This is a genomic window from Shigella sp. FC1544, assembly GCF_001722145.1.
Taxonomy (GTDB): Bacteria; Pseudomonadota; Gammaproteobacteria; order Enterobacterales; family Enterobacteriaceae; genus Escherichia; species Escherichia coli.
Window position 1 is genome coordinate 1 of record NZ_MECT01000410.1, and the last position, 25,138, is coordinate 25,138.

22 protein-coding genes, 3 pseudogenes and 1 riboswitch are annotated in these 25,138 nt (G+C 52.3%); of the genes and pseudogenes, 14 read left to right on the forward strand and 11 right to left on the reverse strand.

Going from position 1 to position 25,138, the window contains the following annotated elements; genetic code table 11:
- On the reverse strand, positions 1–165 hold a 165-nt coding region (locus tag BGK49_RS27855; RefSeq protein WP_047664789.1), incomplete at its 3' end, for an IS1 family transposase.
- Positions 166–211: 46 nt separating this feature from the next.
- Between BGK49_RS27855 and BGK49_RS17270 the strand changes: the two are divergent.
- Positions 212–1,033, forward strand: a pseudogene (locus BGK49_RS17270) (sugar porter family MFS transporter); the annotation flags it as partial.
- Between the two features lie 43 nt (positions 1,034–1,076).
- On the opposite strand, the gene psiE reads toward BGK49_RS17270, so the two are convergent.
- Positions 1,077–1,475 carry a phosphate-starvation-inducible protein PsiE gene (psiE, locus tag BGK49_RS17275; RefSeq protein WP_000202906.1) on the reverse strand — a complete coding sequence of 133 codons (399 nt, stop codon included), beginning with the start codon at positions 1,473–1,475 and terminating at the stop codon, positions 1,077–1,079.
- Positions 1,476–1,600: 125 nt separating this feature from the next.
- Complete coding sequence (locus BGK49_RS30220; protein ID WP_000487770.1) at positions 1,601–1,744, reverse strand: hypothetical protein; 144 nt, start codon at positions 1,742–1,744, stop codon at positions 1,601–1,603.
- On the opposite strand from BGK49_RS30220, the gene BGK49_RS17285 reads away from it, so the two are divergent.
- A complete protein-coding gene (locus BGK49_RS17285; protein ID WP_024259699.1) occupies positions 1,745–2,023 on the forward strand; it encodes a hypothetical protein in 279 nt (92 codons plus the stop codon). It abuts the gene before it with no gap.
- Between the two features lie 46 nt (positions 2,024–2,069).
- On the opposite strand, the gene BGK49_RS17290 is transcribed toward BGK49_RS17285, so the two are convergent.
- The 5 genes from BGK49_RS17290 to pgi form a co-directional block, all read right to left on the reverse strand.
- Entirely contained in the window at positions 2,070–4,166 is a 2,097-nt protein-coding gene (locus tag BGK49_RS17290; protein ID WP_000745703.1) for a YjbH domain-containing protein, read from the reverse strand.
- Entirely contained in the window at positions 4,166–4,903 is a 738-nt protein-coding gene (locus tag BGK49_RS17295; protein WP_000595506.1) for a capsule biosynthesis GfcC family protein, read from the reverse strand. The genes BGK49_RS17290 and BGK49_RS17295 overlap by 1 nt, the downstream gene beginning before the upstream one ends.
- Positions 4,900–5,538: a YjbF family lipoprotein gene (locus tag BGK49_RS17300; RefSeq protein ID WP_001341739.1), complete on the reverse strand. Its 639-nt coding sequence runs from the start codon at positions 5,536–5,538 to the stop codon at positions 4,900–4,902. Before BGK49_RS17300 ends, BGK49_RS17295 begins: the two co-directional genes overlap by 4 nt.
- Before the next feature lie 113 nt (positions 5,539–5,651).
- The gene (yjbE, locus tag BGK49_RS17305; RefSeq protein ID WP_000757333.1) at positions 5,652–5,894 is read right to left on the reverse strand and encodes an exopolysaccharide production protein YjbE; all 243 of its coding nucleotides are present in this window, start codon (positions 5,892–5,894) and stop codon (positions 5,652–5,654) included.
- A gap of 460 nt (positions 5,895–6,354) precedes the next feature.
- The gene (gene pgi, locus BGK49_RS17310; protein ID WP_000789986.1) at positions 6,355–8,004 is read right to left on the reverse strand and encodes a glucose-6-phosphate isomerase; all 1,650 of its coding nucleotides are present in this window, start codon (positions 8,002–8,004) and stop codon (positions 6,355–6,357) included.
- A gap of 236 nt (positions 8,005–8,240) precedes the next feature.
- A riboswitch (Lysine riboswitch) is annotated at positions 8,241–8,437 on the forward strand.
- A 91-nt stretch (positions 8,438–8,528) separates the two neighbouring features.
- On the opposite strand from pgi, the gene lysC reads away from it, so the two are divergent.
- Both lysC and BGK49_RS17320 read left to right on the forward strand, forming a co-directional pair.
- Positions 8,529–9,878: a lysine-sensitive aspartokinase 3 gene (gene lysC, locus BGK49_RS17315; RefSeq protein WP_001290317.1), complete on the forward strand. Its 1,350-nt coding sequence runs from the start codon at positions 8,529–8,531 to the stop codon at positions 9,876–9,878.
- 251 nt (positions 9,879–10,129) lie between these two features.
- Positions 10,130–10,402, forward strand: coding sequence for a YjbD family protein (locus BGK49_RS17320; RefSeq protein ID WP_001207638.1), 273 nt, complete (start codon positions 10,130–10,132; stop codon positions 10,400–10,402).
- Between the two features lie 132 nt (positions 10,403–10,534).
- Here BGK49_RS17320 and rluF read toward each other — a convergent pair whose 3' ends face one another.
- A complete protein-coding gene (rluF, locus tag BGK49_RS17325; RefSeq protein ID WP_000936346.1) occupies positions 10,535–11,407 on the reverse strand; it encodes a 23S rRNA pseudouridine(2604) synthase RluF in 873 nt (290 codons plus the stop codon).
- A 347-nt stretch (positions 11,408–11,754) separates the two neighbouring features.
- On the opposite strand from rluF, the gene BGK49_RS17330 reads away from it, so the two are divergent.
- From BGK49_RS17330 to pepE, 8 genes and pseudogenes are all read left to right on the forward strand, one after another.
- Entirely contained in the window at positions 11,755–12,702 is a 948-nt protein-coding gene (locus BGK49_RS17330; protein WP_000431660.1) for a sugar-binding transcriptional regulator, read from the forward strand.
- Between the two features lie 69 nt (positions 12,703–12,771).
- A complete protein-coding gene (locus BGK49_RS17335; RefSeq protein ID WP_001195433.1) occupies positions 12,772–13,578 on the forward strand; it encodes an SDR family oxidoreductase in 807 nt (268 codons plus the stop codon).
- A gap of 9 nt (positions 13,579–13,587) precedes the next feature.
- A complete protein-coding gene (locus tag BGK49_RS17340; protein ID WP_000245634.1) occupies positions 13,588–13,995 on the forward strand; it encodes a mannose/fructose/sorbose PTS transporter subunit IIA in 408 nt (135 codons plus the stop codon).
- Positions 13,995–14,489: a PTS system mannose/fructose/N-acetylgalactosamine-transporter subunit IIB gene (locus tag BGK49_RS17345; protein WP_001027856.1), complete on the forward strand. Its 495-nt coding sequence runs from the start codon at positions 13,995–13,997 to the stop codon at positions 14,487–14,489. The genes BGK49_RS17340 and BGK49_RS17345 overlap by 1 nt, the downstream gene beginning before the upstream one ends.
- A gap of 65 nt (positions 14,490–14,554) precedes the next feature.
- A complete protein-coding gene (locus BGK49_RS17350) occupies positions 14,555–15,352 on the forward strand; it encodes a PTS mannose/fructose/sorbose transporter subunit IIC (RefSeq protein ID WP_000406309.1) in 798 nt (265 codons plus the stop codon).
- 10 nt (positions 15,353–15,362) lie between these two features.
- Positions 15,363–16,184, forward strand: a pseudogene (locus BGK49_RS17355) (PTS system mannose/fructose/sorbose family transporter subunit IID); the annotation flags it as partial.
- Between the two features lie 54 nt (positions 16,185–16,238).
- Entirely contained in the window at positions 16,239–17,468 is a 1,230-nt protein-coding gene (sorE, locus tag BGK49_RS17360; protein ID WP_069375789.1) for an L-sorbose 1-phosphate reductase, read from the forward strand.
- A gap of 382 nt (positions 17,469–17,850) precedes the next feature.
- Entirely contained in the window at positions 17,851–18,540 is a 690-nt protein-coding gene (pepE, locus tag BGK49_RS17370) for a dipeptidase PepE (protein WP_000421763.1), read from the forward strand.
- 90 nt (positions 18,541–18,630) lie between these two features.
- Here the strand turns inward: pepE and BGK49_RS17375 are convergent, their stop codons facing one another.
- Both BGK49_RS17375 and BGK49_RS17380 read right to left on the reverse strand, forming a co-directional pair.
- The gene (locus BGK49_RS17375; protein WP_000956831.1) at positions 18,631–20,262 is read right to left on the reverse strand and encodes a Na/Pi cotransporter family protein; all 1,632 of its coding nucleotides are present in this window, start codon (positions 20,260–20,262) and stop codon (positions 18,631–18,633) included.
- A gap of 219 nt (positions 20,263–20,481) precedes the next feature.
- A pseudogene (locus BGK49_RS17380) lies at positions 20,482–23,632 on the reverse strand (methionine synthase).
- A 199-nt stretch (positions 23,633–23,831) separates the two neighbouring features.
- Between BGK49_RS17380 and iclR the strand changes: the two are divergent.
- Both iclR and BGK49_RS27875 read left to right on the forward strand, forming a co-directional pair.
- The gene (gene iclR / locus BGK49_RS17385) at positions 23,832–24,656 is read left to right on the forward strand and encodes a glyoxylate bypass operon transcriptional repressor IclR (RefSeq protein WP_000226403.1); all 825 of its coding nucleotides are present in this window, start codon (positions 23,832–23,834) and stop codon (positions 24,654–24,656) included.
- A gap of 282 nt (positions 24,657–24,938) precedes the next feature.
- On the forward strand, positions 24,939–25,138 hold a 200-nt coding region (locus BGK49_RS27875), incomplete at its 3' end, for an IS1 family transposase (protein ID WP_001638972.1).

Genomic DNA, 25,138 nt, shown 5'->3' on the forward strand with positions numbered 1-25,138 from the left:
TTTCTGGTGCGTACCGGGCTGAGAGGCGGTGTAAGTGAACTGTAGTTGCCATGTTTTACGGCAATGAGAGCAGAGATAGCGCTGATGTCCGGCAGTGCTTTTGCCGTTACGCACCACGCCTTCAGTAGCGGAGCAGGAAGGACATCTGATGGAAATGGAAGCCACGCAAGCACCTTAAAATCACCATCATACACTAAATCAGTAAGTTGGCAGCATTACCGAAAGTCCTCGCTGGCTGATGTCACGCGGCAAGCAAGAACAGGCGGAAAGTATCCTGCGCAAAATTATGGGCAACACGCTTGCAACTCAGGCAGTACAGGAAATTAAACACTCCCTGGATCATGGCCGCAAAACCGGTGGTCGTCTGCTGATGTTTGGCGTGGGCGTGATTGTCATCGGCGTTATGCTCTCCATCTTCCAGCAATTTGTCGGCATCAATGTGGTGCTGTACTACGCGCCGGAAGTGTTCAAAACGCTGGGGGCCAGCACGGATATCGCGCTGTTGCAGACCATTATTGTCGGAGTTATCAACCTCACCTTCACCGTTCTGGCAATTATGACGGTGGATAAATTTGGTCGTAAGCCACTGCAAATTATCGGCGCACTCGGAATGGCAATCGGTATGTTTAGCCTCGGTACCGCGTTTTACACTCAGGCACCGGGTATTGTGGCGCTACTGTCGATGCTGTTCTATGTTGCTGCCTTTGCCATGTCCTGGGGTCCGGTATGCTGGGTACTGCTGTCGGAAATCTTCCCGAATGCTATTCGTGGTAAGGCGCTGGCAATCGCGGTGGCGGCCCAGTGGCTGGCGAACTACTTCGTCTCCTGGACCTTCCCGATGATGGACAAAAACTCCTGGCTGGTGGCCCATTTCCACAACGGTTTCTCCTACTGGATTTACGGGTGTATGGGCGTTCTGGCAGCACTATTTATGTGGAAATTTGTCCCGGAAACCAAAGGTAAAACCCTTGAGGAGCTGGAAGCCCTCCGGGAACCGGAAACGAAGAAAACACAACAAACTGCTACGCTGTAATCTTCCTGTCCAGCACGCCGCGCCAGTTCGGCGTGCTGTCTTTTTACTCCCGCTTCAGCCGTTTCGAATTACACAGCCACAGAGTGATCACCAGTAACAGGATCGCAGCCGAGTAGATCAACACATCCAGTGGCGATTTATGATCGACGATGATCAAGCGCACAATGGCGGTGATCCCAATATAGACAAAGTAACGTAGCGGGAAGTGAAAACCGGACTGAAAGTACTTCACAATCAGCGCGATAAATTCGAAATAGAGAAAGTAAACCACCAGCTCATATTTGCTGGTTTGTTCTGGCGCGAACAGCACATCTGCCAGATGCACCGTTTCTTTGCCGAGGAAGACAACCAAAATCAGGCCGAGGCACAGCAGGCCAAGATTGAGTACGGTCTGCAAAATGGTGGAGATAAACTCCACGCGCGGACGAGAGAGTGACGTCATAGCAGTACCTCCTTCACAGTGGCGAGCTTCCTGTATAACGCAAAAATGTGACGGAGATCTATATTTTTTGTGTATGTTTTGTTCAACCTGGATTTGGAGCGCGCCTCCACCAAAGCCGGATATACCTACCCGTAGGCCGGATAAGCCGCGCCTGGCGGCGCATCCGGCAAGACAAACCGCACCCAAGCCGGTAATTCAAAAATCACCCATTCAGGTGATTCCCAGCCACCAGCAATGCGCGAAAAATCGACAATGTTCCTCTGGAACAAATGAAACGTAACCTGATAAAGGTGGTAAAAATGAAGCCTTATTTTGCTGCTTTGATGTTATCAGTCTCTGTTCTTCCTGCTTATGCTGGTCCGCTCGGTACTGCTGATAAAGCCGACCTACCGCAAAGCAATGTCTCCAGCCCAATGATGGCCCAGTCGTTCAGGCAACCAGACCTGCAACCGATATCGACGGACAGGAAGACAGAATGTTTTCGCCTTTACACACCAGATCGCAAACCGGGGGTGAACTGCGTTCCTGATGGCTCGACAGGCCATTAAGAATGAAGGTGCCAGTGAGTGCGAAAACTGGCACCTTTCCCATGACTTAGCGGAAATTGACGCTACGGTCGCTGGTCATGTCATACAACTGGAACTTACGCCCAAGTTGCTGACCACCGTCACGCGTCAGCGGCGTCCAGCCAATCGCCGCACGGCTGCGTGTCGGGCCAGACGAGAAGAGATCCAACGGTACCGAGACATACACGCCTTTGGTGAAGTCCCCTTCGCCGTACTCCTCTTTCAAAACGTTGGTGATCGTGGCATAGCCACCCACCACCACGCCGCTGTCAAAGCGTTTGGCGATCTCCAGCGTGCCGCCTTTATCCCCTGCCAGATACTGCCCGACGCTGGCTTTCACCAACACGTCCTGGGCGAAAGATGGCGTCCAGTAGGCGGTCAGATGTCCGGTTTTCACGCTGTAGTCGGTGAATTTCATCATATCTTTTGCACTACGCCAGTCGCGCTGTTTAACGTAGTTGGCATCCAGACCAAACGCCCAGTTACTGTCCAGCGGACGATACAACACTTCGGCCCCCGCACCGCCAAACATGGTTTCGAGATAACCTCCATAGACCTGACCGTAGAAGCCGTTGCCCAGATGCTGGAAGTAGTTGGCTTGCAGGTTATTCACATAGACATCGTTCTGCACATACTCGCGCACATGGGTACGAACGCGCGGTAAGTGCGAGTCCTGCGGCGGATTGGTGTAGTTAAACTTGTCGTAGTTGTTGGCAAGATTTGCAAACAGGCTGCCGGTGGTCAGCAGATGGTCCGTCAGCCACAAATCTGCCATTCCCATCACGCCCAGCTGATACATGTAAAAGTTTTCCGGGCCACCGACCGACTGGTTCAGCACCGGATCGATATGGAAATCAAAGCGTGATTTGTCGATATACCAGCCCTGCTCGGTGGACTGCGGAACCACTGGCTCGACGCGTTTTTGCGCCAGCTTCGTTTCGTGGCCCAACGGCTCTCCGGCGAGATGATTTTTCAGGCTGGCGACATCGGTTTCCGTCGTCACCTGCGGCATGTTAAGACGATTTTCCGTAATGCGGATCGTTTTGATCCCATCCGGCAGATCGTTCATCACGATCCGATTAGCACGGATGATCCCTTCGCGCGAATCACGATATTTCACCTGCTCGCCGGTGACATACAGCGTATCGCCTTTCGCCTGGATCTGCGGATCGGCAAGTCCGGCATTGTATTTCAACAGCGTTAACTGATTCGCCACCACCGAATGCTGCAAAATGGCATCCTGCGGCTGCGGTTGATATTGCGGGCGGGCGTTATCGTTGTAAGACGGGCGCAGATCGTTAAAGTTGGTGCGCAGCGTGACGCCAAACATAAAGGTGTTGCCACGTTCATAGCTAAGGTTAACGTCGGCCCAATCGGTAACGCGATAAATCGCACCGACGTTAAACTTACTTTTTTGATCCAGCTTCCCGGCAAAATCCTGCTGATAATTATTGCCTTCATACTCCAGTTTCAGGCGCAGCGGTTGCCAGGGCGTCTGGTATTCCACGCCGCCAAACAGTGAGGCAGGACCGTGGAACATCTGGCTACCGTCGATAGATCCCGCCTGTTTGTAGCTGTTATCGCGATAGCAATATTTATCACTGGCTGAACAGAGCGGATTTTTCACATTACCGCTGGTGCCCAGATAACCCCAGCCCAAGCCGAGCGTAAAATCGAACGGCCCCCAGGCTTTGCTGGCAACAAGATATTCCGCATCAAACAGCCCCGTACCGCCGATATCCCTCGCACCAACCGCCACTTGCGGCAGCCAGTAACTCTCTTCCCACAAACGCAGTTTGAGATCGAAGGCTTTATCTTTATACGTTTGATCGCCAGAGAACGCTTCGACGCTGCTGTACTGCCGGGTGCGCACGTCGGTGTAGCGCAGCGTTGTTTCCAGCCACGGGAAGAGTTGCACTGAAGCTGAGTAATAACGGTACTGATCGTTATCGCGATAGTTCAGGCTCAACTCCCCTTCCCGCGCCATGCGTGCGGTGGGCGTTTGTAATAATCCTACGCCACCGAAATCCGACTGCGACGGGCCAATGGGCGCAGGATATGTTTCGCCGTAGCAAGCCATGCTAATGCCCAGCGCCAGTAAGCTAAGCAGATGTCTTTTTTTCATTATTGGGGTATCCGCTGCGTCAGAGTCTGAAGAATGTCGGCGTTAAGGGCATCAGGCGTCTCACTCCAGACGGAGTCCGCGAGGCCAACATAAATAATGCTGCCGGGCATCGGCTCTACGTGACGCTTGTTCCAGTAAGCCACCGGCGCTTTTTGCGTGCGTCCGTCCGGGTAAACCACCCACGCGTAGCTGCGATCCGCACCGCTAAGCAGGTTCTGCCCGGAGAGATAGCTCGCCACGTCGCGACCTGGAGTGAATGGCTGCTTGCCAGGACGGCTGATAAGCCCGAACAACGTGACCGTGGACGGCGGTGGTCCGACCCACAGCGTGTAGTTGCCCTGCAACGGTGGGTTACCGCGTTCGGCAACGCGCACGATATCGGGATCAAGATTGATTTTTTGCCTGCCCGTCACTTTCAACGCCTGAATTTGCTGGCGTAAGGCGTTAATGGCGGCGGCATCGTCGGCGCTGGAGTCTGCGGCCTGTTCAGCCAGCCGTGTCAGCAACGCCTGCTGCTGACGCAATGCTGCCGCCGTTGCCAGCTCTTCGCTAATCACCGCACCGGGCCACCAGCTGTTTGCCAGCCGCGGTTGGCCTACCAGATCGATTAAATGCTCTGCGCCTGTTAGTGTTTTGGCCTCACTGCTGCCATTGCTGAACACCTTGACGGTTCCTGCCGCGAAGACCGATGACGCTCCCACACTCAAAAGCAACGCGACAAAAGTTTGTTTAATCATTGTTTTGCCGCCTTGATGAGAGTGGTTTTCACCGGGAAATAATCCGCGCCGAGATACTGTTCCGACTGGCGAATTTGCCCTTCGCTGTCGATCCAGTAGCGGTTATGCCAGCGCGCCTGGTCGGTGGAGACTTCTTCGTCCAGCACGCGAACCAGGGTTTCATCGCTGCCGACTTTGACGGTATCGGTGCCATCCCATTTGAAGACTGAGCGTGCGGTGGCGTAGCGTACCTGCTGGTACTCGGTCCAGCCCATCGTGCGCGTCCATGTTGCACCATCAACAATTTGTGCGGGTTTAATCAGCGGGTCGGCGGCAAGGTTATTCACTTCAATCAGGTTGTCGCCGCCAAGCAAAGTCTTCACCAGACGACCATGTTGTGTGACAAGAGTGGCTTGATCCTGAGTGACCCATTTTTGTTGTCCGTCTTCAGCGAAGGCCAGCACCACAAACAATTGCGGCCCGCCATTAAGCTGCATGTACTGGCTGGCGTAGGGCATATTTTGAATATCATCGTCCGTCAGCTGTACGCCTGGCGTGCCGAACAGACTGTCCCACAGTGAATTGCCCAGCTCTTTAGTCGTGGCTGAACAGGCCTGTAATAGCAGGCAGATAAGAATGAGTGCAGGTCGCTTCACGACTCTTCTCCAGAGGGGCAGAATAACCACACCGGAGTGTGGTTATGGTAAATCCCTTCATACTTCAAGCCACAGATGCAATGACTCAAATTATTTTGGGGATACATACTTTATTACTGGGTACTGGTGGTCGTGGTTGTGGTGGTCCCGGTATTAGAACCATCACCGCCACCGGTTGCCGCGAGCGCGACACCCACCGCCGAGCTTACGGTGCTGACGCTGGTCGCGGAGGAACTACCCGCCGAAACCGACGTTGCTGCCGACCCTGCCGCTTCGCCCACCTGTACAGGTGCAGCCCACGCAGAAGTCGCCGCAAGCGCAGATATGGCAAAAATGCCATACAGAACTTTTTTCATAACAATTTCCCTTCATTGAATGAATGGAGATTTACCCAAAAACATTTCGGGCGGGATCGAGTATACACAACTAAAGCATGCGAATTACGGCGCGGGGAATTAGCGATGGCGTTTTAGGATAATTGGAATGAATATCAAATATAAGCTTCAACTTATATTTAAATAACAATAAAAATCATAAATTTAAAATAAAAACAAAAGTAATTAATCTGCGTATTCTCCGAAATAAACAACGATTAAAAATCTATTTTAGGATTAACCTCACGGTATGATTTCCGTTAAATCACAGACAAGGGGATTTATCTGATAAAACAATGCCGACTTATTGTCGGCATTGTTTTTAAGGTTATTTAACTCCTCATACTATGCATTAATGTCGATATTGGCATCAGGCTCCGGTTGCGGATGCGGCGTAAACGCCTTATCCGGCCTACATATCGGCATCAGGCACGCATGATGATTAACCGCGCCACGCTTTATAGCGGTTAATCAGACCATTGGTCGAGCTATCGTGGCTGCTGATTTCTTTATCATCTTTCAGCTCTGGCAGAATACGGTTCGCCAGTTGTTTACCCAACTCCACGCCCCACTGGTCGAAGGTAAAGATGTTCAGGATCACGCCCTGAGTAAAGATTTTGTGCTCATACAGCGCAATCAACGCCCCCAGGCTGAACGGAGTGATTTCGCGCAGCAGGATGGAGTTGGTCGGGCGGTTACCTTCGAACACTTTGAACGGCACCACGTAGTCAAGCGTTGCCGGATCTTTACCCTGATCGCGATATTCCTGCTCAACCACTTCGCGGGATTTACCAAACGCCAGCGCTTCGGTCTGGGCGAAGAAGTTAGACAGCAGTTTCTGGTGGTGATCAGAGAGCGGGTTATGGGTGATAGCCGGGGCGATGAAATCGCACGGTACCATTTTGGTTCCCTGGTGGATCAGCTGGTAGAACGCGTGCTGACCGTTAGTGCCTGGTTCACCCCAGATAATCGGGCCAGTCTGGTAATCCACAACGTTACCGTTACGGTCAACATACTTACCGTTGGACTCCATATTGCCCTGCTGGAAGTACGCCGCGAAACGGTGCATATACTGGTCATACGGCAGAATCGCTTCAGTTTCCGCACCAAAGAAATTGTTGTACCAGATGCCAATCAGCGCCAGCAGGACAGGCAGGTTTTTCTCGGCAGGCGTGGTGGAGAAATGCTTGTCCATCGCGTGTGCGCCAGAAAGCAGTTCAACGAAGTTATCAAAGCCGATGGAGAGAACAATCGACAGGCCAATCGCTGACCACAAAGAGTAACGGCCGCCGACCCAGTCCCAGAACTCGAACATGTTGGCAGTATCAATACCAAACTCGCCAACGGCTTTGGCATTGGTGGAAAGCGCCGCAAAGTGTTTTGCAACGTGTTTTTCATCACCTGCCGCTTTCAGGAACCAGTCACGCGCGCTATGGGCGTTGGTCATAGTTTCCTGAGTGGTGAAGGTTTTAGATGCTACCAAGAACAGCGTGGTTTCCGGGTTTACTTTTTTCAGCACTTCAGCGATGTGAGTCCCATCGACGTTAGAAACAAAGTGCATGTTCAGGTGATTTTTGTACGGACGCAGTGCTTCGGTCACCATGTACGGGCCGAGGTCAGAACCACCGATCCCGATGTTCACTACGTCAGTGATTGCTTTGCCGGTATAACCCTTCCACTCACCGGAGATAATCGCTTCCGAGAAGGTTTTCATCTTCTCCAGCACCGCGTTGACTTCCGGCATTACGTCTTTGCCATCAACCAGAATCGGGGTATTGCTACGGTTACGCAGCGCTACGTGCAGCACGGCGCGGTTTTCAGTGCGGTTGATCTTCTCGCCAGAGAACATCGACTTAATCGCGCCCGCCAGATCGCACTCTTTCGCCAGATCCTGTAATTTCGCCAGCGTCTCTTCAGTGATGCGGTTTTTGGAGTAATCCACCAGCATCTGATCGTCGAATGTTGCGGAGAACTTAGAAAAACGATCGCCGTCTTTAGCAAAAAGATCGGCGATCGTAACGTCTTTCATTTCATCGAAGTGTTTCTGTAGTGCCTGCCAGGCAGCGGTCTGCGTTGGATTGATGTTTTTCATTAGCAATACTCTTCTGATTTTGAGAATTGTGACTTTGGAAGATTGTAGCGCCAGTCACAGAAAAATGTGATGGTTTTAGTGCCGTTAGCGTAATGTTGAGTGTAAACCCTTAGCGCAGTGAAGCATTTATTAGCTGAACTACTGACCGCCAGGAGTGGATGAAAAATCCGCATGACCCCGTCGTTGACAACCGCCCCGCTCACCCTTTATTTATAAATGTACTACCTGCGCTAGCGCAGGCCAGAAGAGGCGCGTTGCCCAAGTAACGGTGTTGGAGGAGCCAGTCCTGTGATAACACCTGAGGGGGTGCATCGCCGAGGTGATTGAACGGCTGGCCACGTTCATCATCGGCTACAGGGGCTGAATCCCCTGGGTTGTCACCAGAAGCGTTCGCAGTCGGGCGTTTCGCAAGTGGTGGAGCACTTCTGGGTGAAAATAGTAGCGAAGTATCGCTCTGCGCCCACCCGTCTTCCGCTCTTCCCTTGTGCCAAGGCTGAAAATGGATCCCCTGACACGAGGTAGTTATGTCTGAAATTGTTGTCTCCAAATTTGGCGGTACCAGCGTAGCTGATTTTGACGCCATGAACCGCAGCGCTGATATTGTGCTTTCTGATGCCAACGTGCGTTTAGTAGTCCTCTCGGCTTCTGCTGGTATCACTAATCTGCTGGTCGCTTTAGCGGAAGGGCTGGAACCTGGCGAGCGATTCGAAAAACTCGACGCTATTCGCAACATCCAGTTTGCCATTCTGGAACGTCTGCGTTACCCGAACGTTATCCGTGAAGAGATTGAACGTCTGCTGGAGAACATTACTGTTCTGGCAGAAGCGGCGGCGCTGGCAACGTCTCCGGCGCTGACAGATGAGCTGGTCAGCCACGGCGAGCTGATGTCGACCCTGCTGTTTGTCGAAATCCTGCGCGAACGCGATGTTCAGGCACAGTGGTTTGATGTACGTAAAGTGATGCGTACCAACGACCGATTTGGTCGTGCAGAGCCAGATGTAGCCGCGCTGGCGGAACTGGCCGCGCTGCAGCTGCTCCCACGCCTCAATGACGGCTTAGTGATCACCCAGGGATTTATCGGTAGCGAAAATAAAGGTCGTACAACGACGCTTGGCCGTGGAGGCAGCGATTATACGGCAGCCTTGCTGGCGGAGGCTTTACACGCATCTCGTGTTGATATCTGGACCGACGTCCCGGGCATCTACACCACCGATCCACGCGTAGTTTCCGCAGCAAAACGCATTGATGAAATCGCGTTTGCCGAAGCGGCAGAGATGGCAACTTTTGGTGCAAAAGTACTGCATCCGGCAACGTTGCTACCCGCAGTACGCAGCGATATCCCGGTCTTTGTCGGCTCCAGCAAAGACCCACGCGCAGGTGGTACGCTGGTGTGCAATAAAACTGAAAATCCTCCGCTGTTCCGCGCGCTGGCGCTTCGTCGCAATCAGACTCTGCTCACTTTGCACAGCCTGAATATGCTGCATTCTCGCGGCTTCCTCGCGGAAGTTTTCGGCATCCTCGCGCGGCATAATATTTCGGTAGACTTAATCACCACGTCAGAAGTGAGCGTGGCATTAACCCTTGATACCACCGGTTCAACCTCCACTGGCGATACGTTGCTGACGCAATCTCTGCTGATGGAGCTTTCCGCACTGTGCCGGGTGGAAGTAGAAGAAGGTCTGGCGCTGGTCGCGTTGATTGGCAATGACCTGTCAAAAGCTTGCGGCGTTGGCAAAGAGGTATTCGGCGTACTGGAACCGTTCAACATTCGCATGATTTGTTACGGCGCATCCAGCCATAACCTGTGCTTCCTGGTGCCCGGCGAAGATGCCGAGCAGGTGGTGCAAAAACTGCATAGTAATTTGTTTGAGTAAATACTGTATGGCCTGGAAGCTATATTTCGGGCCGTATTGATTTTCTTGTCACTATGCTTATCAATAAACGAGCCTGTACTCTGTTAACCAACGTCTTTATCGAGAATAATTGCCTTTAATTTTTTTATCTGCATCTCTAATTAATTATCGAAAGAGATAAATAGTTAAGAGAAGGCAAAATGAATATTATCAGTTCTGCTCGCAAACGAATTCCCGTACACTGAACTCTCTGGCTCACTGAGGGCACCATCATGGCACTCCCCCGTATTACCCAAAAAGAGATGACTGAACGCGAGCAGCGTGAACTTAAAACACTGCTGGATCGGGCGCGGATTGCGCATGGTCGCGTACTGACCAACTCCGAAACCAACAGCATTAAGAAAGAGTACATCGATAAATTAATGGTCGAGCGTGAGGCTGAAGCGAAAAAAGCCCGCCAATTGAAGAAAAAGCAGGCTTATAAACCGGATCCTGAAGCGTCATTTAGCTGGTCAGCAAATACGTCGACGCGCGGCAGGCGCTAATGAACAATCAACGCCTGAGATTTTCACTCGTCTGTGTGGACACAATCTTCCCCTCACCCTAACCCTCTCCCCGAAGGGGCGAGGGGACTGTCCGAGCTCTTTTTGGACGTTTTCATCAGTCTGAGGCGTTAATCAGCGTCCCTTCTTTTTACGCCCCGGCGAGGTAAAACGCTTACCGTTGGACGCCGGGCGACCGCCTTTTTCCGCCGTTTTTTCCATCTTAACGACTGGACGTTTGATGCCCGCTGTTTTCGGTTTGGCCTTCGCTTTAGGTTTTGCCTCGGAAGAGGAATTTTCGATGAGCTTAAAGAGGTCGATTAACTCATCGTCGGTTAAATCGCGCCACTCCCCCAGCGGAATGCCGCTTAAGCTGACGTTCATAATGCGCGTACGTTCCAGCTTTTTCACTTCATAGCCGAAATGCTCGCACATGCGCCGGATCTGACGGTTCAGCCCCTGCACCAGGGTAATGCGGAAGACAAACGGCGCTTCTTTTTTGACTTTGCACTTTTTCGTCACCGTCCCGAGGATCGGCACCCCCGCCCCCATACCACGAATAAATTCATCGGTAATCGGTTTATCGACCGTCACCAGATACTCTTTCTCATGATCGTTACCCGCACGGAGGATCTTATTCACCAGATCGCCGTGATTGGTGAGGAAAATCAGCCCCTGGGAGTCTTTATCCAGGCGGCCAATCGGGAACACGCGTTTGCTGTGGTTAACGAAATCGACAATGTTATCGCGCTCGCCATCTTCGGTGGTGCTGACAATACCGACGGGCTTGTTCAGGGCGATAAGTACCAAATCTTCGGCTTCCCGAGGCTCAATCAACTGACCGTTTACTTTCACAATGTCGCCGGGTTTCACCTGATCGCCAATGGTGGCTCGCTTGCCATTAAGGAACACATTGCCTTGCTCGATATAGCGATCCGCTTCGCGGCGTGAGCAAATTCCGCTTTCGCTGATGTATTTATTTAAACGGACTGATGAGTCGGGCAGCATAAATTCTCCTGTAAAACGCGGAATATACCGTACCTCTTAGCGGGGAAAAACAGGGTTATGCGGCAACGTCGAAATTAAATGTGATCTGCCACGCCTTTTATCACAAAAGTGTCTCCGGAAGTACGATGCAAATTTGCCTGGCAAAATAAGGATAATCAACATATTACGAATCGCTGCACACCTGTACTGATGACTACTACGCAGAGAAACAAATGTGCAAGAGAAAGCGCTATATCTCCCCATGCAAAGAGTGAAAAATCGCTTTGAAAGGCCCTCATGATGGGGTTATATCAGATCAAGCGGTGAGAAAGCGTATTTGCACAAATGTGCAGAACCAGGAGGCGGCAATGGAAAACAGTGACGATATCCGTTTGATTGTGAAGATTGCCCAACTCTATTACGAACAGGATATGACGCAGGCGCAAATCGCGCGCGAACTGGGTATTTACCGCACCACCATCAGCCGCTTGCTTAAACGAGGCCGCGATCAGGGAATTGTCACCATCGCCATCAACTATGACTACAACGAAAATCTCTGGCTGGAGCAGCAACTGAAGCAAAAGTTTGGCCTGAAAGACGTTGTGGTGGTGTCGGGAAATGATGAGGATGAAGAGACTCAACTGGCGATGATGGGGTTACACGGCGCGCAACTGCTGGATCGCTTGCTGGAGCCTGGCGATATTGTCGGTTTTTCCTGGGGTCGCGCGGTGAGCGCACTGGTTGAAAACTTGCCGCAGGCGGGGCAATCGCGGCAGTTAATCTGCGTACCAATTATTGGCGGACCGTCCGGTAAACTCGAAAGCCGCTATCATGTAAACACATTAACCTACAGCGCGGCAGCGAAGCTGAAAGGGGAATCGCATCTCGCGGATTTTCCGGCTCTGCTGGATAACCCATTAATTCGTAATGGGATCATGCAGTCTCAGCACTTTAAAACCATCTCTGCCTACTGGGATAATCTGGATGTCGCCCTGGTGGGAATTGGCTCACCGGCCATTCGCGACGGCGCTAACTGGCATGCGTTTTATGGTGGTGAAGAGAGTGACGACCTGAATGCCCGCCAGGTTGCTGGCGATATTTGCTCGCGCTTTTTTGATATTCACGGCGCAATGGTTGAAACGAATATGAGCGAAAAAACACTCTCTATCGAAATGAATAAATTAAAGCAGGCACGATATTCCATTGGCATTGCCATGAGTGAAGAAAAATACAGCGGAATTGTTGGTGCACTGCGTGGAAAATATATTAATTGTCTGGTAACGAATAGCAGCACAGCTGAACTATTACTGAAATAAAAATCTTCCCGATGTTTAGCGTAATAAAAATTACGGCGGGGCCCTATTATCTAAAATCAGGAGTCTGTTATGCAAACGTGGTTAAATTTGCAGGATAAAATCATTATTGTCACCGGCGGCGCATCCGGTATTGGTCTGGCGATTGTAGAGGAATTATTAGCACAAGGCGCAAACGTACAGATGGTAGATATTCACGGTGGCGATGGTCAATATGAAGGTCATAAAGGCTATCAGTTTTGGTCGACCGATATTTCCAGCGCCAAAGAGGTAAATCATACGGTAGCGGAAATTATCCAGCGTTTTGGTCGCATCGACGGTCTGGTCAATAACGCCGGGGTCAATTTCCCGCGTCTGCTGGTCGATGAGAAAGCGCCTGCCGGGCAGTATGAACTCAACGAAGCTGCATTCGAAAAAATGGTCAATATCAACCAGAAAGGCGTTTTTCTGATGTCGCAGGCGGTGGCGCGACAGATGGTCAAACAACATGATGGCGTGATTGTGAATGTTTCCTCAGAAAGTGGACTGGAAGGCTCAGAAGGCCAAAGCTGTTACGCCGCTACCAAAGCCGCGCTTAATAGCTTCACGCGATCCTGGTCGAAAGAATTGGGTAAACACGGTATCCGTGTGGTCGGTATCGCGCCGGGGATTCTGGAAAAAACAGGACTGCGCACGCCGGAATATGAAGAAGCGCTGGCGTGGACGCGCAATATCACCGTCGAGCAGCTGCGTGAAGGCTATACCAAAAACGCCATTCCTATTGGGCGCGCCGGAAGATTAGCAGAAGTCACTGATTTTGTTTGTTATCTGCTGTCTGAACGCGCCAGCTATATCACCGGAGTAACCACTAACATTGCGGGCGGCAAAACGCGCGGCTAAGGAGGCTTTATGGTCAATGCCATTTTTTGCGCCCACGGCAAATTAGCTTGCGCCATGCTGGAATCGGTTCAGATGGTGTACGGCGACGCCAGGGTCGAGGCAGTTGAATTTGTGCCCGGCGAGAACGCCGGAGACATCGTAGCAAAGCTGGGAAAGTTAGTAAGCATTCACAATCAAGATGAGTGGCTGATTGCCGTGGATTTACAGTGCGGCAGCCCGTGGAATGCGGCAGCGATGCTTGCGATGCGCAATCCTCGTCTGCGGGTAATCAGCGGCCTTTCTCTGCCACTGGCGCTCGAACTGGTTGATAACCAGGACAGCATGAATGTTGATGAACTGTGTGAACACCTGACGCAAATCGCAAAGCAAACCTGCGTTGTCTGGAAACAACTGGCAACGGCAGAGGAGGATTTCTGATGAACATTACGCTCGCCCGCATTGATGACCGCCTGATCCACGGTCAGGTCACTACCGTCTGGTCGAAAGTGGCTAACGCCCAGCGCATTATTATCTGCAATGACGAAGTTTATAACGATGAAGTTCGCCGGACATTATTGCGTCAGGCTGCGCCACCGGGAATGAAGGTTAACGTGGTCAATATTGAAAAAGCCGTCGCTGTTTATCAAAACCCGCAATATCAGGACGAAACCGTTTTTTATCTTTTCACTCGCCCACAGGATGCCTTAGCGATGGTTCGCCAAGGGGTAAAAATAGACACCCTAAATATTGGCGGCATGGCCTGGCGGCCCGGTAAAAAACAGTTAACCAAAGCGGTTTCATTAGATGATGATGATATTAACGCATTTCATGAGTTAAATAATCTTGGCGTCATACTGGATTTACGCGTCGTAGCGTCAGATCCCTCAATCAATATTATCGACAAAATAAACGAACAGTTAATCGCAAATTAAATAATAGCGCTTGTGTACATATGCTTTAACAGGCAGGGATGACGACACTTAAAAGGTGAAAAATCATGGAAATAAGTACCCTACAAATCATTGCTATATTTCTTTTTTCCTGTATTGCCGGAATGGGCAGCGTGCTGGATGAATTTCAGACTCATCGCCCGTTAATTGCCTGTACGGTGATTGGTTTAATTCTCGGTGATTTAAAAACCGGAATAATACTCGGTGGTACGCTGGAATTGATAGCTCTCGGCTGGATGAACGTCGGCGCGGCGCAATCTCCGGATTCTGCACTCGCCAGCATAATCTCCGCCATTCTGGTTATCGTTGGTCAGCAAAGCATCGCCACCGGAATCGCCATCGCGTTGCCTGTGGCTGCGGCAGGCCAGGTGCTGACTGTGTTTGCCCGTACCATCACCGTAGTGTTCCAGCACGCGGCGGATAAAGCAGCGGAAGAAGCACGGTTTCGCACTCTCGATATTCTGCATGTCTCCGCGTTTGGCGTGCAGGCGCTGCGCGTTGCTATTCCGGCACTGATTGTCTCACTGTTCGTCAGCGCCGATATGGTGAGCAATATGCTGAGCGCGATACCGGAATTCGTGACGCGCGGTCTGCAAATTGCTGGCGGTTTTATCGTGGTGGTCGGTTACGCCATGGTGCTACGTATGATGGGCGTGAAATATTTGATGCCTTTCTTTTTCCTCGGTTTCCTCGCAGGTGGCTACCTCGATCTCAGTCTGCTGGCGTTCGGTGGCGTCGGCGTGATCATGGCCCTGGTCTACATCCAGCTAAATCCACAGTGGCGTAAAGCTGAACCTCAACTCCAGGCCACCGCCTCCACCGCCCTTGACCAACTTGACGATTAACGGAGCCATCATGGAACAGAGAAAAATTACACGCAGCGATCTGGTGAGCATGTTTCTGCGCTCCAACCTGCAACAGGCGTCCTTTAACTTTGAACGTATTCACGGGCTGGGTTTTTGCTACGACATGATCCCCGCCATCAAACGACTTTACCCATTAAAAGAGGATCAGGTTGCGGCGCTCAGGCGACACCTGGTGTTCTTCAATACCACGCCAGCCGTATGTGGCCCGGTCATCGGCGTCACTGCCGCCATGGAAGAGGCGCGGGCCAACGGCGCGGAAATTGATGACGGTACCATTAACGGCATCAAAGTCGGTCTGATGGGACCATTGGCAGGAGTTGGCGATCCACTGGTCTGGGGAACGCTGCGCCCGATTACCACCGCGCTCGGCGCATCTCTGGCACTTTCGGGCAACATTCTCGGCCCGCTGCTGTTCTTCTTTATTTTCAATGCGGTGCGTCTGGCGATGAAGTGGTATGGCCTACAGCTCGGCTTTCGCAAAGGGGTGAATATCGTCAGCGATATGGGCGGGAATGTGCTGCAAAAACTCACCGAAGGCGCGTCGATTCTCGGACTGTTTGTGATGGGCGTGCTGGTCACCAAATGGACGTCAATCAACGTACCGTTGGTGGTTTCACAAACGCATGCCGCCGATGGCTCCACCGTCACCATGACCGTGCAGAACATTCTCGACCAACTTTGCCCTGGTTTGCTGGCGCTCGGTCTGACGCTGCTTATGGTTCGTCTGCTCAACAAAAAAATTAACCCGGTATGGCTGATTTTCGCCCTGTTTGGCTTAGGGATTATCGGTAATGCGCTGGGCTTCCTGTCCAGATTCTTCGCCCCGGCACGACTGCCGGGGCCATCGCTCAACATGAGGTGGTTTATGAAAACAACAGCTCTGCGTCTTTATGGTAAACGTGATTTACGCCTGGAAACCTTTGACCTTCCTGAAATGCAGGAGGATGAAATCCTCGCGACGGTGGTCACTGACAGCCTGTGCCTCTCTTCCTGGAAAGAGGCCAATCTGGGTGAAAACCATAAAAAAGTACCCGACGATGTGGCGACCAACCCCATCATCATCGGCCACGAGTTTTGCGGCGATATTCTGGCCGTGGGTAAAAAGTGGCAGCACAAATTCCAGCCGGGTCAGCGTTATGTGATTCAGGCCAACCTGCAACTCCCCGACCGCCCGGACTGCCCCGGCTACTCCTTCCCGTGGGTGGGCGGCGAAGCCACGCATGTGGTTATTCCCAACGAGGTCATGGAACAAGATTGCCTGCTGGCATACGACGGCGAAACCTATTTTGAAGGCTCACTGGTTGAACCGCTTTCCTGCGTGATTGGCGCGTTCAACGCCAACTATCATCTTCAGGAAGGTAGTTATAACCACACGATGGGGATTCGCCCGCAAGGGCGCATGCTGATCCTCGGCGGCACCGGACCAATGGGACTGTTGGCGATTGATTATGCGCTACATGGACCCGTTAACCCGTCGCAGCTCGTCATTACCGATACCGACAACGATAAATTGAGTTATGCGCGCAAGCACTATCCATCAGAACCGCAAACACTGATTCATTATCTCAATGCCGCCGATGCAGCATTTGATACGCTAATGGCGCTGAGTGGCGGTCACGGCTTCGATGATATTTTCGTCTTTGTGCCTAATGAAGGACTGGTGACTCTCGCCTCTTCCTTGCTGGCGACAGATGGTTGCCTGAATTTCTTCGCCGGACCGCAGGATAAACATTCCAGCGCGCCAATTAATTTCTACGATGTGCATTATGCATTTACCCACTACGTGGGCACGTCAGGTGGCAATACCGACGACATGCGCGCGGCGGTCAAACTGATTAAAGAGAAAAAAGTGCAGGCCGCAAAAGTGGTAACACATATTCTTGGGCTGAATGCCGCGGGCGAAACCACGCTTGAATTGCCTGCCGTCGGCGGCGGCAAAAAGCTGGTGTATACCGGGAAATACCTGCCGCTGACGTCACTCACGCAGATTCAGGATCAAGCACTGGCGGCGATTCTGGCGCGTCATCAGGGGATCTGGTCCGGTGAGGCGGAGCAATATCTGCTCACTCATGCAGAGGCAATTTCCCATGATTAATCGCGCTACTTAACTCTGCATGTCGCTGGCTGGTCGCCGCGGCAACTTCGCGACCTGATGTGCGGCTGATTGCTGAAGCGGCCCAATGTGCACGAGAAGGATAAAAAAACATCAGCGCCTTAAGGGGCGCTCAAATTGGTGGCAAAGTACACATTGTTTATGCCGGATGCGGAATAAAGCCTTATTCGGCCTACATAATCTCGAAAATTCAATATATTGCAGTTATCTGGTAGGCCTGGTAAGCGTAGCGCATCAGGCAATGCTGTGTTTGTCATCAGTCTCAGCTCCCGGTGCAATACGTGACATCGTGAGCCATGTCAGTAAGTGGTTAAATTCGCAGTGGTAGCATGCCTTCCGTGATTTCTTACTAACCGGAGAAGTAATGGAACTGCTTTTATTGAGTAACTCGACGCTGCCGGGTAAAGCCTGGCTGGAACATGCACTGCCGCTAATTGCTGAACAGTTGCAGGGTCGCCGCTCAGCGGTGTTTATCCCTTTCGCTGGCGTAACGCAGACCTGGGATGATTACACAGCGAAAACGGCTGCGGTTCTCGCTCCGCTGGGTGTTTCTGTCACCGGTATTCATAGCGTTGTCGATCCCGTTGCCGCGATTGAAAATGCTGAGATCGTGATTGTCGGCGGCGGGAATACTTTCCAGTTGCTGAAACAGTGCCGCGAGCGCGGGCTGCTGGCACCAATTACTGACGTGGTTAAACGTGGTGCGCTGTATATTGGCTGGAGCGCAGGCGCTAACCTTGCTTGCCCAACCATTCGTACCACCAACGATATGCCGATTGTCGATCCGCAAGGTTTCGATGCGCTAAATCTGTTCCCGTTGCAAATCAACCCGCACTTCACCAACGCGCTGCCGGAAGGCCATAAAGGTGAAACCCGTGAGCAGCGTATTCGCGAACTGCTGGTCGTCGCGCCAGAACTGACGATTATTGGTCTACCGGAAGGTAACTGGATCACAGTGAGTAAAGGTCACGCTACGCTGGGTGGCCCGAACACCACCTATGTGTTTAAGGCCGGTGAAGAAGCGGTTCCGCTGGAAGCTGGTCACCGTTTTTAAGTGAATTGCCGGATGCATGATCCGGCATCTTGTTCATAGTGCCTGATGCGACGCTTGACGCGTCTTATCAGGCCTACAGGATTCACAATATTAATACTCGTCCCGTCCTTCATCTTCATCCGACTGTTCCAGCACACTGTAAGCCACCGAACAAAACAGCGAGTTCAGGCGCTGCATATCTCCCAGTAAGCCTAAATGTAGCGAACTGGTTTCAATGCTCTGCACGTTTTGCTGATGCAGGCGATCGACGTGGGCGTGGGAATAGCGGCGATTAAGAATGCGAAAGCGATGCTTACTACGGCGCAAACGACGAGCGCTGGTGACATCGCCAGAGAAGAACACCGACATTGCCAGCTTTAAATTACTGAGCAATTGCTCATAGAGCGCATCCAGTTCCTTCAACCCATCAAGCGAAAATGCCCGCCGTGCTGCCAGTGATTTGTCAGCAATTTCGCTGCCCATGCGCTCGACGATATCGGAGGCCTGTTCAAGGTTGAGCGACATTTCAATAATCTCCGCCCAGCGGCGCGACTCTTCCTCCGCCAGCTCTTCTTTTGGCATCCGCGCCAGATACAGCTTAATGGCGGTGTAGAGAACGTTGATATCATCTGCCAGCTTACGCAGCTCTTTCTCCTGCCGTGGCTCACCGTGCATCACTTTATTCAACCCTTCCATCATCTGTTCCATGGCGTCGCCAATGCGCAGGGTTTCGCGCGCGGCGTTCGCCAGAGCAAGCGTGGGCGTATCCAGCGCGCTGACATCCAGATGTTTAGGCCGTAGCTGGGTATCCAGTTCCGGTTCATCGCGAATAATCGTTTTGCAAAACCGTGCCATCGGGTCAACAAATGGCAGCATGACCAGGCAACGTACAAGGTTGTAGAAGACGTGGAAATAGATCACCAGTTCCGCTTTTGGCAATGACAGCTTCCCCATTGTCTCTGCCAGCAAATGGACAAACGGCAGGATAATCAGGCTACCCACCAGCTTAAACAGCAGACTACCCAGCGCGACACGGCGGGCTGCGGCATTGGCGGCACTGTTGTTGAGCATCGCCAGCAGGCCGGAACCGAGGTTAGCACCAATCACCAGACAGAGCGCCACGGGGAAGGAGATAATGCCTGCGGCGGTCAGAGTCGCGGTCAGCAGTACAGCAGCAAGGCTGGAGTAGCTGATAATGGCGAACATCGCGCCAATCAGCGCATCCAGCAGAATATCGCCGGTCAGCGAGGCAAAGATCACCTGAACGCCGTTTGCCTGGGTGATCGGCGTTACGGCCTGCACAATCAACTCCAGCGCCAGCAAAATCAGCCCAAGACCAATACCGACGCGGCCCAGTTGCCCGGCGCGTGACTGTTTGCGTCCGAGGAAAAAAATCACGCCGATAAAAATAAGTAACGGTGACAGCCAGGATAAGTCGAAGGTGAGAATACGCGCCATTAGCGCCGTCCCGACATCTGCCCCCAGCACAATGACCAGAGCCGGTGCGAGGGCTACCAGATCCTGAGCGACGAACGAGGTCACCAGCATGGTGGTGGCATTACTGCTCTGTACCAGTGCGGTAACGCCGATCCCCGCGCAAAAGGCGAGCGGCTTTTTTTCGACGCTCCGGCTAAGGACAGTACGCAAACGCGCGCCGAAGACGCGCATTACGCCGGTTCGAACAATATGAGTCCCCCAGACCAGCAGGGCGACGGCAGAAAGCAGGTGAAGCAGCGTTAACACGAGTTCAGGTTCTCCTTATCGTTATATGTTCCTGAAGCAATTGAATGACCAAAGGACCGGAAACACGCTGACTGGCATCTTTACTGTGCCTTTTGACATTCGTTTTTCCGGCTAAGATTATTCCAGCCTGATTCCAGTATAAGTGTTTCATATTAATAAAGAGACAGGGCACTCATTGAGCGCCCTGTTTGTTGTAAGGAAAAGTGACAGATTTGTGAATCAGTCCGCGTCATACCCCAGATTCGGTGCCAGCCAGCGCTCAACATCTGAGACGCTCATACCTTTACGGCGGGCATAGTCTTCAACCTGATCGCGCTGAATTTGCGCCACGGCGTAGTACTTGCTGTCCGGGTGGCTGAAATACCAACCCGAAACCGATGCACCGGGCCACATGGCGAAAGATTCTGTGAGTTTCATGCCGGTATGTTTTTCCACTTCCAGCAGCTCCCAGATGGTGGCTTTTTCCGTATGTTCCGGGCAGGCCGGGTAGCCCGGTGCCGGACGGATGCCCTGGTAGTTTTCGCGAATCAGTTCTTCGTTGCTGAGGTTCTCGTTCGGCGCATAGCCCCAGTAGACTTTACGCACACGCTCATGAAGATACTCCGCAAAGGCTTCGGCTAAACGGTCGGCAAGCGCTTTCACCATGATTTTGTTGTAATCATCGTGCTGCGCTTCAAAGGCATCAGCCAGTGCGTCCTCTTCCAGCCCGCCAGTCACGGCAAATGCGCCGATGTAATCTGCTTTACCAGAAAGCTTCGGCGCAACGAAGTCAGCGAGACAGTAGTTAGCGAATCCCGTTTTTTCGGTCTGTTGACGCAGATGGTGGCTGACATTGATCACATGGGTGCGCGTTTCGTCACGGTAGATTTCAATGTCATCGCCCACACGGTTTGCCGGGAACAGGCCCACCACGCCACGCGGATTCAGCGTTTTCTCGGCGCTTAATTTATCCAGCATGTCGTTGGCGTCTTTAAACAGCCGCTGCGCCTCAACGCCCACCACTTCATCTTCCAGAATGCGCGGATACTTCCCGGCCAGCGACCAGGTCATAAAGAACGGTGTCCAGTCGATGTAATTACGCAGAGTTTCGATGCTGGCTTCAACTTCCTGCACGCCGAGACGGTGCGCCACCGGCGGCGTGTAAGCCTGCCAGTCAAAAGCGAAGTCGTTATCGCGCGCCGCTTCCAGCGTGACCGGTGGTGTGCGCGGTTTCTTGCGCCCGTGCTGAATACGTACGGTTTCGTACTCCTTGCGGGTACGAGCGACAAAATCATCGCGCTGAGTATCGGAAAGCAGCGCCGCCACCACACCAACGGTGCGCGAGGCATTCTGCACATACACCGTCGGGCCGCTGTAGTTCTGCTCAATTTTCACCGCCGTGTGCGCTTTTGAGGTGGTCGCGCCACCGATCAGTAACGGAATGGTGAAGCCCTGACGCTCCATCTCTTTCGCCACGTTAACCATCTCGTCCAGCGACGGCGTGATAAGCCCCGAAAGGCCAATCAAATCAGCATTCACTTCTTTAGCAGTACGGAGAATTTTTTCCGCAGGCACCATCACGCCGAGATCGACAATTTCGTAGTTGTTACATTGCAGCACCACGCCAACGATATTTTTACCGATATCGTGGACGTCGCCCTTCACGGTGGCGATCACCATCTTGCCGTTGGTTTTGCCCTGCTCTTTGCTGGCTTCAATAAACGGTTCGAGATACGCCACCGCCTGTTTCATGACGCGCGCCGATAAAGTCCTGCGCGTAGTTGTTGTGCTCTTCAATACCGGTGGCGACCGCGAAGATGTTCGGGTCGAAGATGATATCTTCTGGCGGGAAGCCAACCTCTTCGGTGAGGATTTTGTACGCCCGACGGCAAATCTCGATTTTCCGTGCGCGAGTATCGGCCTGTCCCTGTTCGTCAAAGGCCATCACCACCACTGCCGCACCGTAGCGACGCAACAATTTCGCGTGATGGATAAAGGCGTCGACGCCCTCTTTCATCGAGATTGAGTTAACAATGCCTTTGCCCTGAATACACTTCAGCCCTTTTTCGATAACGTCCCATTTTGAGGAGTCGATCATAATCGGCACGCGAGCGATATCCGGTTCACCGGCAATCAGATTGAGAAAACGCACCATCGCCGCTTCGGCATCGAGCATCCCTTCATCCATGTTGATATCGATAATCTGCGCGCCGTTTTCCACCTGCTGACGCGCCACATCCTGCGCCTCGCTGTATTTCTCTTCTTTGATCAGGCGCTTGAACTTAGCAGAGCCGGTGACGTTGGTGCGTTCACCCACGTTCACAAACAGGCTATCGTCGCCAATGTTCAGCGGCTCCAGGCCAGACAAACGGCAGGCTACGGGAATTTCCGGCAGTTTGCGCGGCGCTAATCCTTCTACTGCACGACTCATCGCTGCAATATGTTGCGGCGTGGTCCCGCAGCAACCACCGACGATATTGAGAAAGCCCGCTTGCGCCCATTCACGTATCTGTTTTGCCATCGTGTCGGCGTCGAGATCGTATTCACCAAAGGCGTTAGGCAGCCCGGCGTTCGGGTGGGCGGTGACGTAGCATTCCGCAATCCGTGATAGTTCCTGCACGTACTGGCGCAGTTCATCGGGCCCCAGCGCACAGTTCAGGCCAAAGGTTAGCGCTTCGGCGTGGCGCAATGAGTTGTAAAATGCTTCGGTGGTCTGCCCGGAGAGCGTGCGCCCGGAGGCGTCGGTGATGGTGCCGGAGATCATAATCGGCAGCTCAACGCCCAGCGCTTCAAACTCCGTTTTCACCGCAAAAACCGCCGCTTTGGCGTTAAGGGTGTCGAAAACGGTTTCAATCAGGATCAGATCCGCACCACCTTCCACCAGCGCTTTGGTGGATTCGCGATAGGCCGCCACCAGCTGGTCAAAAGTGATGTTGCGGAATGCCGGATCGTTGACGTCCGGAGAAATAGACGCCGTGCGGTTGGTTGGGCCGAGAACACCGGCAACGTAGCGCGGTTTCTCCGGCGTGCGCGCGGTCCACTCGTCAGCACAGGCGCGCGCCAGTTTCGCCGCCGCAAAGTTGATTTCCGCCGACAGGGATTCCATCTGGTAATCCGCCATCGCAATGGTCGTGGAGTTGAAGGTGTTGGTTTCGATGATATCCGCGCCCGCTTCAAAGTAGGCGTTGTGGATAGCGGCGATCACTTCCGGTTTGCTGAGCACCAGCAGGTCGTTGTTGCCTTTGAGATCGCATGGCCAGTCGGCAAAGCGTTCACCACGAAAATCGGCTTCGTTCAGTCGATAACTCTGGATCATGGTGCCCATACCGCCGTCCAGCACCAGAATACGTTCATTTAACTGCGCACGCAGTTGTTCCACTTTGCTGCTCACACTTGCTCCCGACACGCTCAACCCAGATTTAATAAAAATTCAACAAACCATACTGGCATAAACGCATCTGTGGTAAAAGCGACCACCACGCAACATGAGATTTGTTCAACATTAACTCATCGGATCAGTTCAGCAACTATTGCATTAGCTAACAATAAAAATGAAAATGATTCCCACGATACAGAAAAAGGAGACTGTCATGGTCGCACCCATTCCCGCGAAACGCGGCAGAAAACCCGCCGTTGCCACCGCACCAGCGACTGGACAGGTTCAGTCTTTAACGCGTGGCCTGAAATTACTGGAGTGGATTGCCGAATCCAATGGCAGTGTGGCACTCACGGAACTGGCGCAACAAGCCGGGTTACCCAATTCCACGACCCACCGCCTGCTAACCACAATGCAACAGCAGGGTTTCGTGCGTCAGGTTGGCGAACTGGGACACTGGGCAATCGGCGCACATGCCTTTATGGTCGGCAGCAGCTTTCTCCAGAGTCGTAATTTGTTAGCAATTGTTCACCCTATCCTGCGCAATCTAATGGAAGAGTCTGGCGAAACGGTCAATATGGCGGTGCTTGATCAAAGCGATCACGAAGCGATTATTATCGACCAGGTACAGTGTACGCATCTGATGCGAATGTCCGCGCCTATCGGCGGTAAATTGCCGATGCACGCTTCCGGTGCAGGTAAAGCCTTTTTAGCCCAACTGAGCGAAGAACAGGTGACGAAGCTGCTGCACCGCAAAGGGTTACATGCCTATACCCACGCAACGCTGGTGTCTCCTGTGCATTTAAAAGAAGATCTCGCCCAAACGCGCAAACGGGGTTATTCATTTGACGATGAGGAACATGCGCTGGGGCTACGTTGCCTTGCAGCGTGTATTTTCGATGAGCACCGTGAACCGTTTGCCGCAATTTCTATTTCCGGACCGATTTCACGTATTACCGATGACCGCGTGACCGAGTTTGGCGCAATGGTGATTAAAGCGGCGAAGGAAGTGACGCTGGCGTACGGTGGAATGCGCTGACTTTTTCTGGCGGGCAGAGGCAATATTCTGCCCATCATACCTGAGTGGCAATAGAATAAGGGTGTCTGTTAATCGTATTGACGCCAAAATAACTTAATGTTATACACTTCACACACTTTTATTAACTCGGCATTATTTTTAAACATCAAACCACTTTAATTATTAACAAAATCGCAAGATCTCATTCCGCCGAAACTTTTACGGTTTCATTATGAGATTGAGCGATTGGTAATGCTGCCAACTTACTGATTTAGTGTATGATGGTGATTTTAAGGTGCTTGCGTGGCTTCCATTTCCATCAGATGTCCTTCCTGCTCCGCTACTGAAGGCGTGGTGCGTAACGGCAAAAGCACTGCCGGACATCAGCGCTATCTCTGCTCTCATTGCCGTAAAACATGGCAACTACAGTTCACTTACACCGCCTCTCAGCCCGGTACGCACCAGAAAATCATTGATATGGCCATGAATGGCGTCGGATGTCG